The sequence below is a fragment of the Tenacibaculum sp. AWR4_210 genome (assembly GCF_056160945.1).
The window spans coordinates 436235-451403 of record NZ_JBSWYF010000003.1; the positions used below are offsets into that span (position 1 = coordinate 436235).

Annotated in this window: 13 protein-coding genes; 10 read left to right on the forward strand and 3 right to left on the reverse strand. The window is 38.1% G+C overall.

What is annotated here, in order from left to right:
- Positions 1–85 precede the first annotated feature (85 nt).
- From ACXAG7_RS07870 to ACXAG7_RS07915, 10 genes are all read left to right on the forward strand, one after another.
- Positions 86–1675, forward strand: a complete 1590-nt coding sequence (locus ACXAG7_RS07870; RefSeq protein ID WP_476666531.1) for a peptide chain release factor 3 — start codon at positions 86–88, stop codon at positions 1673–1675.
- 12 nt (positions 1676–1687) lie between these two features.
- Positions 1688–3283: a hypothetical protein gene (locus ACXAG7_RS07875; RefSeq protein ID WP_476666532.1), complete on the forward strand. Its 1596-nt coding sequence runs from the start codon at positions 1688–1690 to the stop codon at positions 3281–3283.
- A gap of 24 nt (positions 3284–3307) precedes the next feature.
- Positions 3308–4237: a peptidylprolyl isomerase gene (locus ACXAG7_RS07880; protein ID WP_408043137.1), complete on the forward strand. Its 930-nt coding sequence runs from the start codon at positions 3308–3310 to the stop codon at positions 4235–4237.
- Between the two features lie 152 nt (positions 4238–4389).
- Positions 4390–5070: an energy transducer TonB gene (locus ACXAG7_RS07885; RefSeq protein WP_476666533.1), complete on the forward strand. Its 681-nt coding sequence runs from the start codon at positions 4390–4392 to the stop codon at positions 5068–5070.
- Positions 5071–5136: 66 nt separating this feature from the next.
- Complete coding sequence (locus tag ACXAG7_RS07890; protein WP_476666534.1) at positions 5137–5808, forward strand: energy transducer TonB; 672 nt, start codon at positions 5137–5139, stop codon at positions 5806–5808.
- 325 nt (positions 5809–6133) lie between these two features.
- Positions 6134–7267 (forward strand): energy transducer TonB, encoded by a 1134-nt coding sequence (locus tag ACXAG7_RS07895; protein ID WP_476666535.1) that lies wholly within the window; start codon positions 6134–6136, stop codon positions 7265–7267.
- A gap of 112 nt (positions 7268–7379) precedes the next feature.
- Positions 7380–8117, forward strand: a complete 738-nt coding sequence (gene kdsB / locus ACXAG7_RS07900) for a 3-deoxy-manno-octulosonate cytidylyltransferase (protein ID WP_476666536.1) — start codon at positions 7380–7382, stop codon at positions 8115–8117.
- Positions 8110–8805 carry an HAD family hydrolase gene (locus ACXAG7_RS07905; RefSeq protein WP_408043132.1) on the forward strand — a complete coding sequence of 232 codons (696 nt, stop codon included), beginning with the start codon at positions 8110–8112 and terminating at the stop codon, positions 8803–8805. Before kdsB ends, ACXAG7_RS07905 begins: the two co-directional genes overlap by 8 nt.
- An 87-nt stretch (positions 8806–8892) precedes the next feature.
- Positions 8893–9159 (forward strand): hypothetical protein, encoded by a 267-nt coding sequence (locus ACXAG7_RS07910; protein WP_408043131.1) that lies wholly within the window; start codon positions 8893–8895, stop codon positions 9157–9159.
- A gap of 111 nt (positions 9160–9270) precedes the next feature.
- Complete coding sequence (locus ACXAG7_RS07915) at positions 9271–9468, forward strand: hypothetical protein (RefSeq protein ID WP_408043130.1); 198 nt, start codon at positions 9271–9273, stop codon at positions 9466–9468.
- A gap of 84 nt (positions 9469–9552) precedes the next feature.
- On the opposite strand, the gene ACXAG7_RS07920 is transcribed toward ACXAG7_RS07915, so the two are convergent.
- The 3 genes from ACXAG7_RS07920 to ACXAG7_RS07930 form a co-directional block, all read right to left on the reverse strand.
- A complete protein-coding gene (locus tag ACXAG7_RS07920) occupies positions 9553–11676 on the reverse strand; it encodes an OmpA family protein (RefSeq protein WP_476666537.1) in 2124 nt (707 codons plus the stop codon).
- 10 nt (positions 11677–11686) lie between these two features.
- Positions 11687–12610 (reverse strand): PorP/SprF family type IX secretion system membrane protein, encoded by a 924-nt coding sequence (locus ACXAG7_RS07925; protein WP_476666538.1) that lies wholly within the window; start codon positions 12608–12610, stop codon positions 11687–11689.
- A 19-nt stretch (positions 12611–12629) separates the two neighbouring features.
- The coding region (locus ACXAG7_RS07930) for a T9SS type B sorting domain-containing protein (protein WP_476666539.1) at positions 12630–15169 on the reverse strand (2540 nt) is incomplete at its 5' end.

Below are 15169 nucleotides of genomic sequence, written 5' to 3' on the forward strand. Positions count from 1 at the left end.
CATCTCTTTAAAGCAGTTAAAAAACCTGTTATATAATTGCGCCTCAACACATAAAAGTTTAACTTTGCCACCTTAAAATTTATAGATGAGTTTTTTAGAAGAAATCCAAAAGAGAAGAACCTTTGGAATTATTTCCCATCCCGATGCAGGTAAGACTACGCTTACTGAAAAATTGCTATTATTTGGTGGGGCAATTCAGGAGGCCGGTGCTGTTAAAAACAATAAAATTAAAAAAGGAGCAACCTCCGATTTCATGGAAATCGAAAGACAACGTGGAATTTCGGTTGCTACTTCGGTATTAGCCTTTATTTACAAAGACCGAAAAATCAACATACTCGATACCCCTGGGCATAAAGACTTTGCGGAAGATACTTTCCGAACACTCACGGCTGTTGACAGTGTAATTGTCGTTATTGACGTGGCAAAAGGAGTTGAGGAGCAAACCGAAAAATTAGTAGAGGTTTGTAGAATGCGAAAAATTCCTATGATCGTATTTATCAACAAACTTGACCGCGAAGGAAAAGACGCTTTTGACCTCCTCGATGAAGTAGAACAAAAACTCAAGCTAAAAGTAACTCCGATGAGTTTCCCAATAGGTATGGGATACGATTTTAAAGGTATTTATGATATCTGGGGTAAAAAACTCAATATTTTCTCAGGAGATAACAAACAAACAATATCAGAAGGCGTAGAGTTTACGGATATTACCAATCCTGAATTGGATGAAATAGTAGGACAAGACGCGGCTGATACCTTAAGAGAAGAACTCGATCTCGTATACGAAGTTTACCCTGCGTTTGATCAAGAAGCTTATAATTCAGGAGACCTACAACCCGTTTTCTTTGGTTCGGCTCTGAACAACTTCGGTGTCAAGGAACTCTTAGATTGCTTTATCGATATCGCTCCGAATCCACAACCTAAAATGTCAGACAACAGACTAGTAGATTCTAAAGAAAACAAAATGACAGGTTTTGTATTTAAGATTCATGCCAATATGGATCCAAAGCACAGAGATCGCCTCGCTTTTGTTAAAATTGTATCCGGAGTTTTTAAGAGAAACACTCCGTATTTACATGTTCGAAATGGTAAAAAAGTAAAATTCTCAAGTCCCAATGCCTTCTTTGCTGAAAAGAAAGAAATTGTAGAAGAATCTTTCCCAGGTGATATTGTAGGTTTACACGATACGGGAAATTTCAAAATTGGAGATACCTTAACAGAAGGAGAGCAATTGAATTTCAAGGGGATTCCAAGTTTCTCTCCAGAGCACTTTAGATATGTGAACAACGCCGACCCTTTAAAGTCAAAGCAATTATACAAAGGTTTAGACCAATTAATGGATGAAGGAGTTGCCCAATTATTTACCCTTGAAATGAATGGACGACGTATTATCGGTACTGTTGGAGCCCTTCAATACGAGGTTATTCAATACCGTCTTGAACACGAATACGGGGCCAAATGTACATACGAGAATATCGCTGTTCACAAGGCCTGTTGGGTACAAGCAGAAGATGAAAAAAATGAAGAATTCAAAGAGTTCAAACGCGTTAAACAACGTTATTTAGCAAAAGACAAAGCTGGTAGGCTCGTATTTTTAGCCGATTCTGCCTTTACTATGCAAATGACACAAAGTAAATACCCTACGGTAAAATTACATACCACTAGTGAATTTGAATAACACCCCAAAATAATGTTTCGCAGAATCCGAGCTACATACCGAAAATTCATCCTTAATGTGCAACTGCCGCTAACCTTAGTGACTGGATTACTATTGGGGACTGCTGCACACGCACAGTCAACCGATGTTCCACAGCGAAAACAGTTGAATAATAAAGTGCGATTGAATTTCATTCCGGTTTCGATGCCTCAAGCAACTTATCCTTCACTGGATAAAACCATGGGGCTTATGGGCTTGCATTACTTTATACCTTTTAACGATTGGCTGTATGGTGGTGCAGGTATGTATGCAGCCATTACCGGTGACCAAGGAGGCCTATTCACCTTGGGAGCTACGCTGGGAATTAACAAGAAACTTTACAAATCACTATACCTCGATGCCAACTTTCATTTTGGTGGTGGCGGTGGGTATCGTTATTTGGTAAATGACGGAGGATATATCAATTCGAATATAGGGTTGCAGTTACAACAAAAGCATTATGCAGTCGGTGTGCAATACAGTCACTTCGATTTTTATTCGGGTGCTATTAAAAGTAATGCCGTTTCTGTGTTTGTAGAAATACCTAGTCTTTTAAGATTTACCGATTACCGTCACAGCCTACAAAAATTCGAGCTCAAACAATTGGAAAAAGACCAACTGTGGCAGCAGCCCGATGTAAAAAACGCACAGCAATTGCGTTTTGATTTCTTTAAACCAATAGGATCATCACAAAAGGATAACGGAACTCCTTTGCGTGAAACCTTGTATGTTTTAGGATTTGAATACCAAAAATACCTCGATGAAAAGAGCTTTTTGTTTGTGCACACCGATGCCATATACAAAGGATTACGTGCCGGCTTTATGGACCTATTTTTTGGTATGGGCTACCACCTTATACAGTCGACCTATGTAGACGTGTTTACCAAATTTGCCGTCGGTGCCGCTGGTGGACGTGTCGCTCCTGAAGGAGGTTTGATGCTCTACCCTTCAGCCGGTATTGACTTAAAGCTCTCACAGCGATTCCGCCTGAGTACTCACGGTGGTTATTACAGGGCAATTGGTGGCACCCTGGAAGCCTATACCTTTGGTTTCGGTATAAAATACACCAACTTCAGCGGTGGTACCCAAAAGTCAAATCAAACCGACCGATCAAATTACAGAATACAAGGTATCAGCTTAAGCCTCGAAAACCAAACGTATTTAGGCGTTGCCAAAACAGACGATAGTAAAGGCCTCAAAGAAGTCGATTTACAACTTCTAGCCTTCCAAGTAAATTACGACTTAACCAAAAATCTATACCTCATTGGAGAGGCTGGATTTGCCTATGACGGAAGGTCAGGCGGTTATGCTCATGGTTTGGTTGGTATGGGAGTTAAAAGTCCCTCTTTTCTATCCAATCACCTAGAGTTCTTTATAGATGCCACGGGAGGTGCTGCAGGAGGGGCCGGTGTTGATACCGATGAAGGCATTGTTGCTCGATTGGTAGCCGGAATCAATGTCAACGTAAATAATACGATTAGTATCACGAGTTCTGTTGGACAATTTATTGCTCCATTCGGAAATGTTAATGCTACGAATATAAATATAGGATGTAACTTCAACTTTGGGAGTTTAACATCTACTAATTAATGATCAATAGAAAAATTTAAACAAATGAATAACGGAATCTATGCAAAATTCACCACTCCTAAAGGAGATATCTTAGTGAATTTAGAATACGAAAAAACTCCAGGTACTGTTGGTAACTTCGTTGCCTTAGCAGAAGGAAATTTAGAAAACTCTGCAAAACCACAAGGTACTCCTTATTATAACGGATTAAAATTTCACCGAGTTATCGCTGACTTTATGATCCAAGGTGGATGCCCACAAGGAACAGGAACTGGAAGTCCAGGATACCAATTCGACGATGAAATTCATCCAGAACTTAAGCACGATGCTCCTGGAAAACTTTCTATGGCCAATGCTGGTCCTGGAACGAACGGTTCTCAATTCTTTATTACCCATGTAGCTACTCCGTGGTTAGACGGTAAGCACACGGTATTCGGAAGTGTCGTTGAAGGACAAAGCGTTGTTGATGCTGTGGAGCAAGATGATGAAATGAACCTTGAAATTATTCGCGTAGGATCAGAAGCTGAAGCCTTTAATGCTGTTGAAGCATTTCGCAGCTTCGAAGGAGCTCGTGAAAAGCGCCTTGCTGAAGAAAAAGCAAAACAACAAGAACTACTTGATCAAGTAGCTGCTGGATACGATGAGACTCCAAGTGGTCTTCGCTATAAAGTATTACAGAAAGGTGAAGGTAAGCAAGCTACTAAGGGGGCTATGGTTTCTGTACACTACAAAGGACAACTTTTAGACGGAACTGTATTTGACTCGTCATACAAACGCAAGCAACCAATTGATTTCGCTGTTGGTGTTGGACAAGTTATTGCGGGATGGGACGAAGGAATCCAATTGTTACAAGTTGGAGATAAAGCTCGTTTCGTCATACCTTCTGACCTAGCCTATGGAGCAAGAGGTGCTGGTGGTGTAATTCCTCCTAATGCAACTCTTATTTTTGACGTTGAATTAATGAACGTAAAATAATCACAAAGGGCTTCCAAATGGAAGCCCTTTTTACTTACATTAAATTAACCTTCCTAACATTAACTCAAACTACAATTAATGCACTCATGACATTTCCTTAAGGGCTAAGCTGATAAAAAGAAAGAACTTTACAACGGTAAACCCTCGGAAATATGAAAGCACAAATTACAACCTTATTAGCACTCGTTTTTACAACAACTGCGCTGATGGCGCAGAAAGTTTGTAACAATCCTGATGAAACATCAGTGGATCCCAACAGCATATCACTCAACAAATGTGATATTACTGAGGATAAAGACACAAAGAACAGCGCGAAAAACACTCGAAAAATTGCTCGCAAACGCGCCACTCGTCAACGAATCACCAAACGATTTAAAACCAATCCGAAAGCCCTAAATTCGGATATGAATTTGGATTCGTCTGTAGACAAGACCATCGTGAACTACAACACCGTTTCCAATAAACTAAAAACGACCACCATCCTCTTTAATCTTGCGGATGAGCTACCGAAGTTTCCGGCAACCTGTGCACATGAATCGAAAAAGTTGAAATCAAAGTGTTTTAAAAATCAACTTCAAAAACACTTTGCAAAGTACTTCGATCCAGAAAGCATTGCCGAAGATGAAATTTCAGGAAAGGTCCTTATCAAATTCGATATTAGCATTACAGGAAAGGCGACGAACATCGAAATACTAAGCAGTAAAAAGAGCAGCTTACTCGATCGAGAAATTAAAAAGACCCTAGCAAAACTTCCTGAAATCCAACCTGGGAAAATAAATGGACTCCCGGTACAAGTTACCTACGTTTTCCCTATTAACTTAACATTAGAATAACATTCGCTTGACTATTTAATTATATTTTCGCAACTTTGAACCAAACCCTTTAAAATTTAATCTGTTATGAGACGTCCCCTTTCTTTAACGGTGGCCTTATTTTTCGCACTGACAAGCGTGTTTGCTCAAGAAACTTGTGAAGCCGATACAGTTGATGATCCAAACTCTATTACCAAATGTTCTGTAAAGGACGTAGAAGATGCTTTGAACCAAATAGAAGGTAAAAAGCTACGCACGCGAATCAAACGAAAAAAAGTAGTCAATGGAACATCTTTAAGTTCAAATGACGTTAACCAAGTATCGAAACTAGATACGCAACAAGCGGAAGTAGACAAAGTAAAAAACGCCACTAACAAATTGGCTGTTTTGAGAAAAATTCCGTTTTACTTAGTTGATCAAATTCCATTATTTTCTAAATGTGAGAATTCTCCATTGGTTAAACAAAACAAATGTTTTGAAAAGCAAATGGCAAAACACATCGCTAACAACTTTAGTTACCCCAAAGAGGCCTTGACTAAAAAGCAAGAAGGTAAAATTCTAGTTCAATTTACCATTGACAAAGACGGAAATGTAATAGATATAAAGAAAAAAGGTCCTGAAAACAGCGACATTTTAAAAGCAGAAGCTGAGCGATTAATTTCAAAGTTACCGAAATTCATACCAGGAACTCACGACGGAAAAAAGGTGCTCGTTAAATACGCACTTCCAATTATCTTTAAACTTCCAAAAAATATTTAAAAAAAAATATTTTTAATCAATATACCGACAGCCCCCATTATAACTGGGGGCTGTCTTGTTTTCCCTATCATAAACGAGGTTCCAAAACCGGATAAACAGCTTATTTTTAGACAAATACTTGTTTTAATTGTAACTTTTTATATATTTTTGCGTCTAAATAAATGAAGATTCGTATTAAAAACGACGAAAAACGGAAAAATTAAAAGCAGCTATTAATTTTTTGTAATTAATGTAAATTAACTGTTATTTTTTTTTGTTTATCAAAATTGTTTTTAGTACGTTTACAAAGTAAACTAAATTATTAACCCCTAAATTAAGCAAGATTATGATGAGATTCCCCTTGTTAATTTTAGCTATGCTGTTTTCATTTACAGCAATAGCACAGGAACACTGCGCTACTCCGGAAGAGGGTATTGCTGATCCAAACAGTATCACTAAATGTGCTGTTGAGGAAGTGAAAGATGCCAATGGTAATGCTAAAAAGCAGGTATCAATTGAAGTATCGACCAGAAGGAGAGTTGTTCGCAAAAACAAATCAGCGGTCGCGCTAGGAGGATCGACTAGTTCTCATCAAGTTGCTGATGTAAAGAAAACATCTTTACTCGTAGGTAAACTAGAATTAGAAGAGTCTGCAAATACGTTGCAAAAAATTCCATTCAACTTAGTAGAAGAAATTCCATTGTTCTCAAAATGTGAGAACCAACCTTTAATCAAACAAGCGAAGTGTTTTGAGGAAAGCATGTCAAAACACATCATGAAAAACTTTAGCTATCCACAAGAGGCTTTAAGTAAAGGGATCGAAGGTAGAGTTTTGGTACAATTCACCATCAACGAATTAGGAGATGTTGAAGATATCAGAATGAGAGGTCCTAAAGGAGGAGAATTATTAGAAAAGGAAGCTAGACGTTTAGTAACCAGCTTACCTAAATTCAATCCTGGAAAGCACCACGGAAAAGTTGTAAAAGTAAAGTACGGTATTCCAATTTACTTTAAAGTTCCAGGATCAACTGGAAATAAAGCAACTAAAAAGGCATCAGCGGCACCTAGAAGAATTGTAAGAAAAGCTGCTCCTGCAGTGAAAGAAGCAATCATAACAGATGTAGTGAAGTTTAACAAAGTACAGACTATTCCTCAATTTACAGCATGTGAAAATGCTTCAGATTTTGAAAAGTTAAACTGTTTCAATGAGCGTATGATTAGTCATATCCAACGTAACTTTAACTACCCTGCAGCAGCTGCAAGAGAAAATATAGAAGGAAAAGTTTGGGTTACTTTCGTTATCACCAAAGAAGGTGAAGTTAAAAACATCAAAATGAGAGGACCGCGTAACGGACAATTATTAGAACAAGAAGCGAAGAGAATGGTAGCGAAGTTACCTAAGTTCATCCCTGGAAAACACGGAGGACAAGCAGCAAACGTTCAGTATACGTTACCTATTAACTTCCGATTAAACGATTAAGACATTCATTTTTTAATGGATTGAAAAACCAGGAGTCATCACTCCTGGTTTTTTTTATGCCTTAAATGCAGAATTAAACTAGTATATTTGAATAACGAATAATTTCATACCCATGAACATAATCGCAATGATTCCGGCCCGCTATAATGCCAGTAGATTTCCAGGAAAATTAATGAAAGACCTTGGTGGGAAACCCGTTATTGTACGTACCTACGAGGCAGCACTACAAGCTAAGTTATTTGATAAGGTATACGTAGTTACAGATTCAGAAGTAATCAAAACAGCCATAGAAACTGTTAATGGCGACGTTATGATGAGTACCAAAGAACACGAATGCGGATCTGACAGAATTGCAGAAGCAGTTACTGATTTAAACGTAGATATCGTTGTTAACGTACAAGGTGATGAACCATTTATTGATACAGTATCACTTCGTAAATTAATTGATGTTTTTCATGAGGATCCAGAACGTCAAATCGATTTGGCATCCTTAAAAGTACAAATAACGGACATTGATGCTATTGAAAATCCAAACAATGTTAAGGTAATCACGGATTCCAATGGCTTTGCTATCTACTTCTCACGTAGCGTAATACCCTACCCTAGAGCAAAGGAGTTAAACACCAAGTACTACAAACACAAAGGAGTATACGCCTTTAGAAAAGAAGCACTACTCAATTTTTATCACACTCCAATGACGCCGTTAGAAGCAGCGGAAAAAATAGAATGCATACGCTATTTGGAAGCAGGAAAAAAAATTAAGATGATTGAAACCGAAGTAGAAAGTATTGGAATCGATACACCTGAAGATTTAGAAAAAGCGCAACATTACATTCAGCAACATGATTAATAAAGAAAAAATTAAAGTTATCGCCTTCGATGCAGATGATACTTTATGGGTGAATGAAACTTACTTTCGAGAAGCAGAAAATCAATTTGCTTCTTTACTTTCTGCTTATGAAACAGAAAACAAAATACACCAAGAGCTGTTCAAAGCAGAAATTCGTAATTTACCACTCTACGGTTACGGGATCAAAGGCTTTACCCTATCGATGATAGAATGTGCACTTGAACTATCAAACCAACAATTACCGCCTAAAATCCTAAATCAGATCTTAGAAATAGGTAAAGATATGCTAGAAAAACCAGTGGTATTACTAGAAGGTGTCATCACCGTGCTAGAAGCACTTAAAGACCAATACAAACTCATTGTAGCTACTAAAGGAGATTTGTTGGACCAAGAAAAGAAACTGGCAAAATCAGGATTACTCCACTACTTCCATCACATTGAAGTAATGAGCGAGAAAAAAGAAAACGACTATCAAAAGCTCCTAAATCACTTAGACATTGCTCCAGAAGCCTTTTTAATGATAGGGAATTCATTAAAATCAGATGTATTACCCATCTTAAGTATCGGTGGTTCCGCCATCCATGTTCCTTTCCACACGACTTGGCAATTTGAAGAAGTGAAAAAAACGCCAGCAGATGTTCAATATCCTACGCTTAATAACATTACTGAAATCACAGCATTACTGTAAATATGCGTTTATAAAAACAACAGGAATACTACGCAAAATATAGTAGTAATCAGAATAAAAACACTTAAATTTGCAAAAATTTTTATTATGGCAAGTATTAAAAACTTAAAGAAAGATATTAACTATACATTAGGAGATATTGTCGGAGAATGTGACGTTTGGGCAATAGAGAACCCAAATGAAGACGTTAGCAAATCTGAAGCTATTATTGAAGAGGCTTTCGCTACTTTTGATGCGTTATTGGATAAGGTAAATGCCAAAAACATCGAAAACAAAAAGCTTCACTTCAAAGGAATCAGTAAAGAACTTGAAGAAAAAGCAAAAAGCTTGGTTGATAAATTAAACAACCTATAAGAGAAAAGCCAGTTTAACGACTGGCTTTTTTTTTTAGACTAATTTTAACACGCCGGAGATAATATTTTTTCGTAAATTACGATTACTAATTATATAACCAATATCCCCAATATGGCAAGAGCTATGTATGATTACACTAAAACTATCTTGAAAAAAGTTAGTTTTAATTCAGACTTGTTTTGTAAGGAATTGAAGAAAGCATTAACAAGGCTTTTACCTCATGAAATAAGTGAATTGACCATTTGGCTGACAGAATTCACGGCCAATAAACCAGAGCTATATTCCTGTATGGCTCTCGTAAGGAACTGAGAGAAAGAAACTATGATTTAATTTAAAAAACTCCGATAATTAACAAATTATCGGAGTTTTCTCTTTTATAACTTAATGAATTGCCTAATGGTCTAAGGCATCCGTTCCACATTTCTCTTTATCTTTAGTAAAGCACTTTTCATTTTTGTACTTGCCTCCTTTAAAATTATTTTTCAAGAAAAGTAAATAGCTATTTTTCTTACTCAACCTTCTTCTAACTTTAATTTTCTCGGCCTGCTGTTTTACTTTAATGAACTCCTTACCACGCACAATATAAAAATAGGATCTACGATTTACCTGATGTTCCTTTTCGGTACATTTTGATTGGTTTTTGTTATTACAATTATTTAATAACTGCTCTTCACCATAGCCAATGGCACTTGCAATTCTCGATCTATCGATACCTCTAGAATACAAGTAGTCTCTCGTTGCTTTGGCTCGCTTATCAGAAAGTCGTTTGTTGTATGCATCGTTACCTCTACTGTCCGTATGAGCTTCAATTTTAATGACAATTTCAGGGTGATTTTTCATTACCGTTACAATATTCTCCAATTCGTACTCCGCATCGCTCCTGATGACAGCTTGATTAAAGTCAAAATAAATTGGATTAATAACAATCTGATTTCCTACGATCAGTGGTGTCAATTGCAACTTAGAGACCACCTCTTTCTTCGACTCTTTAGTTGTCTGGATAGCTACTTGATCGGGTCTATGATCAAATTTACTCGCCTTAATAACAAATTGCATCTCACAAGGCATACTTTCAAATGCATAGCTTCCTAGAGCGTCTGAAATAGTTTCTAATACCAAATTCCCAGAAGTATCGTATAGTTTAACTACAGCATCTGAAATGTGCGCTCCTGATGTATTATCAACAACAGTCCCTTTAATGGTTTGCGTACACACATCTTCATAAATGTAAAAACTATAAATATCATCATCTCCTTTTCCTCTGGGTCTGTTTGATGAGAAAAAGCCCTTTTTTCCTTTATCATCTATATAGAATGCAAAATCATCTTTCTTACTATTAAATGGCGCTCCTAGGTTCATCACTTTTGAATACAAAGTATCTTTGACAATTTTAGACTGAAAAACATCCATCAGTCCTAATCCAACGTGACCATTCGATGAAAAGTAAAGGGTATTATCAGCTCCGACAAAAGGAAACTTTTCACCATCAGGAGTATTGATAGTAGGCCCTAAATTAACAGGAGTACTAAAATTACCCTGTTCATCTATAGCGACTCTATACAAATCGGACCCTCCGTAGCCTCCTGGCATATTGGAAACAAAATACAGAAACTTCTCATCGGGGCTTAATGCGGGATGCCCAACGGAATACTCATCACTATTAAAAGGCAATTCCTTTACATTAATCCACATACCATTCATCATCTGAGCACTGTAAATTTTAAGGTTCACCGTATATTTTTTATCCTTACTTACACGTTTACCATCGAAGTTGTTTCTCGTAAAATAAATCGTTTTACCATCTTTAGTAAAAACGGGTTTCCCTTCGTGGTACTCCGTACTAATAGGATGTTCAAACTTGATTTTATTATACATTTCCAAAACTGTATCTCGATCATTTTCGAGGGCCTCAATACGCTCATCGGCACTGTATATATTTAAAAATGGCTGTTTATTCCACTTGTACAAACGCTGTTTTTTATCTGACTGCGGTGATGCCGAGGCAAAATACACCTTTCCATTAAGAATAAAACCTCCATAGTCAGAATACGGGGTATTCAGTGCTAAATTGCGTACACCAATTCTCTTGTCTTCGGTATTCGTCAAATCGAGTAAATAATCTTCATCCTTAACTACTAAATCTCTCTGTAAAGCTCCTTCTTTGGAAGCCAGTGCAAGGAAAAGGGAATCCGACTTTTTATACTTACCTACTCCTCGTAAACTTTGCGCATACCTAAAAAGATTCTGATCACTTAACTGCTCTGGATACTTTTCTGCCATTAACGCGTACCACTGCACCGCATTTTCTATGTTAGAGTTGTTGTAATAAGAATCTGCTAGCCTACTTAAAACATGATATGAACTATCTTTTTTTTCAGTAACTATAGCCTCGTATAACTCGGCTGCATTGACGTATGAAAACTCTTCGAAATACCTATCCGCCACTCTCCTACTTTGGGCACTAGCGACACCAGATACAATACCTAAAAACAATAAAAAGTGTTTTTTTAATTTCATTAAAATAACTTTAGAAAAATCTTGGTGATCTATATTTATACTCCTGAACGAGTTCGTAACGAACAAAAACTTCATGAGTACCTGAATTAATTACATTGTAATTGGATGTGGTTAAATCATAAGCATATCCAATCATAAGAGCATTCGACACCTGAATACCAAGCAAGGCACTAATAGAATCGCCCCATCTCCAACCCAATCCAGCTCTATATCTGTCGCTAAACAATACATTAGCTGACAAATCAATTGACACTGGAGCTCCAGATACTGCTTTTACAAGGGCTGCTGGCTTTAATTTAACATCTTCCCCTAACTGAAATACATAGCCCGCAATCATAAAAAAGTGCATGCGCTCCACCGCTGTTAAGGTTTTAGCTTCTAAATTTTGATCGTAGTGTTCTGATCTCAAAAAATTAGGAACTGATATTCCCAGATACCATTCTGGAGTGTAATAATAAATTCCCGCCCCTACTGTGGGTAAAAATCGGCCGTTGATATTATTGTCAAACAAGGTTTCATCATCGACTAAACGTCCTTTGGACCAATCAATATTGAGCACTCTTCCTCCCAATCGCAATCCAAATGCTAAGTTACCGTCATAGCCAGTTTCTATGGCATAGGACATATTTGCATCGAAATAAATTTCGTGTGATGGACCAATCTTATCATTCATTACATTGATCCCTAATCCTAATCCAGAAACTCCTAAGGGAGTATCATAACTAAGGGTTTGTGTTTCTGGTGCACCTTCAAAGCCCACCCACTGAGTTCGTGCCAATGCCGTAAATACTCCGTGTCCTCTCGAGCCCGCATAGGCCGGATTCACAATCATCGTATTATACATATATTGGGTAAATTGAGGATCTTGTTGTGCATAGGCCAACGTACTGACACTTATGCACAAAATCAATATCCAAGGAGATAACAATTTCATATTTGGTTTTTTATGCGGTTTATCTATTTAAATAAATCCATCCCTTCTTAACTGGGGTTCCATTTCCTAGGTCTAAGATATAAAAATATGTTCCAACTGGTAATTTACTATCCACATTAATACTCGCTCTACCTTCAGATAATCCAGCAAAAACAACATCTTTATTGTTGTACCCTCGACCTTTGTACACGGTGTTCCCCCATCTATTAAATATTTCAATAGAATTTTCAGGGAAATGCTCTATACAATCAATCTGCAAAGTATCGTTCACACCATCGCCATTCGGGCTAAATTCGTTGTATACGATAACACAAGTATCCAAATCGACAGCATCACCAAATCCATCTAATTCATCTTCACTGTCTGCAATTCCATCGCCATCCGCATCAGAACCAGAATCTCCAACGGTACCAGTTCCTCCACTAGTTGGATCTGTTGGATCGGAATCATTCGAATCAGAATTTCCTGAATCTCCAAAATTAGCAGCATCTTCATCTACTTCATCTAAAATTCCGTCCCCATCAGAATCTGGACCGTCAACATGTCCATTACCATCTACATCCGAATTACCACCTTCAACAACGTCATTAACACCGTCATCATCACTATCTAAATCTTGATAATCAGGAACGCCATCTCCATCACTATCCGTATTATCCGGCTCGCCATTAGCTCCCTCACCAAAATTAGAATCATCAGCATCAACACTGTCCACAATTCCATCTCCATCGCTATCAACACCATCGGCAACACCGTCGTTATTAGCGTCAGTATTTTCGTCTTCTATAACGTCATTAATACCATCGTTATCACTATCTAAATCTTTGTAATCAGGTACACCGTCACCGTCAGTATCTGGTTCTTCATTAGCGTCTACCGAACCATCTGCCTGACCATCACCATTTGTGTCTGTATACCCGGTATCATTAGCGTCAATCACACCATCACCATTCGTATCTAATGCTCCGTTACCTCCTTCATCAACATCGAGTATTCCATCATTATCACTATCTAAATCTAAGTAATCAGGAATTCCATCACCATCAGTATCTCCTGTTCCTTCATCAGTATCTGGTATACCATCATTGTCGTCATCTACATCTACACTATCAACAATGCCATCTCCATCTGTATCCGTTCCAGCATCACCAAATCCATTCAATCCATCTTCACTATCAGCAATACCATCACCATCAGCATCAGTTCCTGAATCTCCAACAGGCCCTGAACCTCCACTCGTAGCATCAGTAGGATCTGTATCATTTGAATCAGAGTTCCCTGTATCACCGAAATTGGAAGCATCTTCATCAACAACATCCAAAATACCATCTCCATCGGTATCCGGACCATCTACATGACCATTACCATCAGCATCCGAATTACCTCCTTCAACAACATCATTAATACCGTCATCATCACTATCTAAATCTTGATAATCAGGAACACCATCACCATCGCTATCTGTATTGTCTGGCTCACCATTTGCTCCTTCTCCAAAATTAGCATCGTCTGCATCAACACTATCAACAATTCCATCTCCATCACTATCAACACCATCTGCTATTCCGTCATTGTTAGCATCAATATTTTCATCTTCAATGACATCATTAATTCCGTCATTATCACTATCGAGATCTTTGTAATCAGGAACACCATCACCGTCAGTATCTGGCTCTTCATTAGTATCTACCGAACCATCGGCCTGACCATCACCATTTGTATCTGTATATCCAGTGTCATTAGCATCAATTACTCCATCGCCATTCGTGTCTAATGCTCCATTTCCACCTTCATCTACATCCAGTATACCGTCATTGTCACTATCTAAATCTAAATAATCAGGAACACCATCACCGTCAGTATCTCCAGTTCCTTCTGCTGTATCTGGAATCCCATCATTATCGTCATCTACATCTATACTGTCTACAATACCATCTCCATCCGTATCTACTTGCATATTTACGGTTACAGTTGCTACATTTGATACATTACCTTCATTATCTTCAATAGTGTAGTTAATAGCTGTTGGGCTTCCTGTAAATCCTGCTTCAGGAGTAAATGTCAAAATACCCGTTGTCGATACTGTCCATGTTCCTTCACCAGGAACAACCAAAGTATCATTAAAGCCATCTCCATTTGTATCTATTGCGCCGGCTGTTACAAGATTTACAGAATTAACAGCAATAGTACCATCTGGATCAAAATCGTTAGTTGTAACATTAATTGATACAGGGGTCCCTACAATACCCACCTCCGTATCATCAACTGCTACCGGTGCTATGCATGATTTATCAGTCACCACTACCTGAGCTGTTGCTGCTGTGGTACATGGTGCGGTTGCTGCTACTGTATATGTATAGGTATTAGCGCCGCCTAATGCTGGTGACCAAGTTCCGCCGGTAGCTGGACTTCCGCCTAAGGCTGCAAATAACTGTGCCGATGTTACTGTGCTTCCTGCACAGATGGTGAGTGTTCCGTTAGTTCCCGCATTTGGTAAAGCCTGCTCGCTTACCACTACCTGAGCCGTTGCTGCTGTGGTACATGGTGCGGTTGCTGCTA

What these genes read in the sequence shown, in the direction of transcription:
- kdsB (WP_476666536.1), top strand. Translation starts at nt 7,380, where the DNA reads ATGAACATAATCGCAATGATTCCGGCCCGCTATAATGCCAGTAGATTT.
- ACXAG7_RS07920 (WP_476666537.1), bottom strand. Translation starts at nt 11,676, where the DNA reads ATGAAATTAAAAAAACACTTTTTATTGTTTTTAGGTATTGTATCTGGT.
- ACXAG7_RS07895 (WP_476666535.1), top strand. Translation starts at nt 6,134, where the DNA reads ATGATGAGATTCCCCTTGTTAATTTTAGCTATGCTGTTTTCATTTACA.
- ACXAG7_RS07875 (WP_476666532.1), top strand. Translation starts at nt 1,688, where the DNA reads ATGTTTCGCAGAATCCGAGCTACATACCGAAAATTCATCCTTAATGTG.
- ACXAG7_RS07870 (WP_476666531.1), top strand. Translation starts at nt 86, where the DNA reads ATGAGTTTTTTAGAAGAAATCCAAAAGAGAAGAACCTTTGGAATTATT.
- ACXAG7_RS07925 (WP_476666538.1), bottom strand. Translation starts at nt 12,610, where the DNA reads ATGAAATTGTTATCTCCTTGGATATTGATTTTGTGCATAAGTGTCAGT.
- ACXAG7_RS07915 (WP_408043130.1), top strand. Translation starts at nt 9,271, where the DNA reads ATGGCAAGAGCTATGTATGATTACACTAAAACTATCTTGAAAAAAGTT.
- ACXAG7_RS07910 (WP_408043131.1), top strand. Translation starts at nt 8,893, where the DNA reads ATGGCAAGTATTAAAAACTTAAAGAAAGATATTAACTATACATTAGGA.
- ACXAG7_RS07885 (WP_476666533.1), top strand. Translation starts at nt 4,390, where the DNA reads ATGAAAGCACAAATTACAACCTTATTAGCACTCGTTTTTACAACAACT.
- ACXAG7_RS07890 (WP_476666534.1), top strand. Translation starts at nt 5,137, where the DNA reads ATGAGACGTCCCCTTTCTTTAACGGTGGCCTTATTTTTCGCACTGACA.
- ACXAG7_RS07880 (WP_408043137.1), top strand. Translation starts at nt 3,308, where the DNA reads ATGAATAACGGAATCTATGCAAAATTCACCACTCCTAAAGGAGATATC.
- ACXAG7_RS07905 (WP_408043132.1), top strand. Translation starts at nt 8,110, where the DNA reads ATGATTAATAAAGAAAAAATTAAAGTTATCGCCTTCGATGCAGATGAT.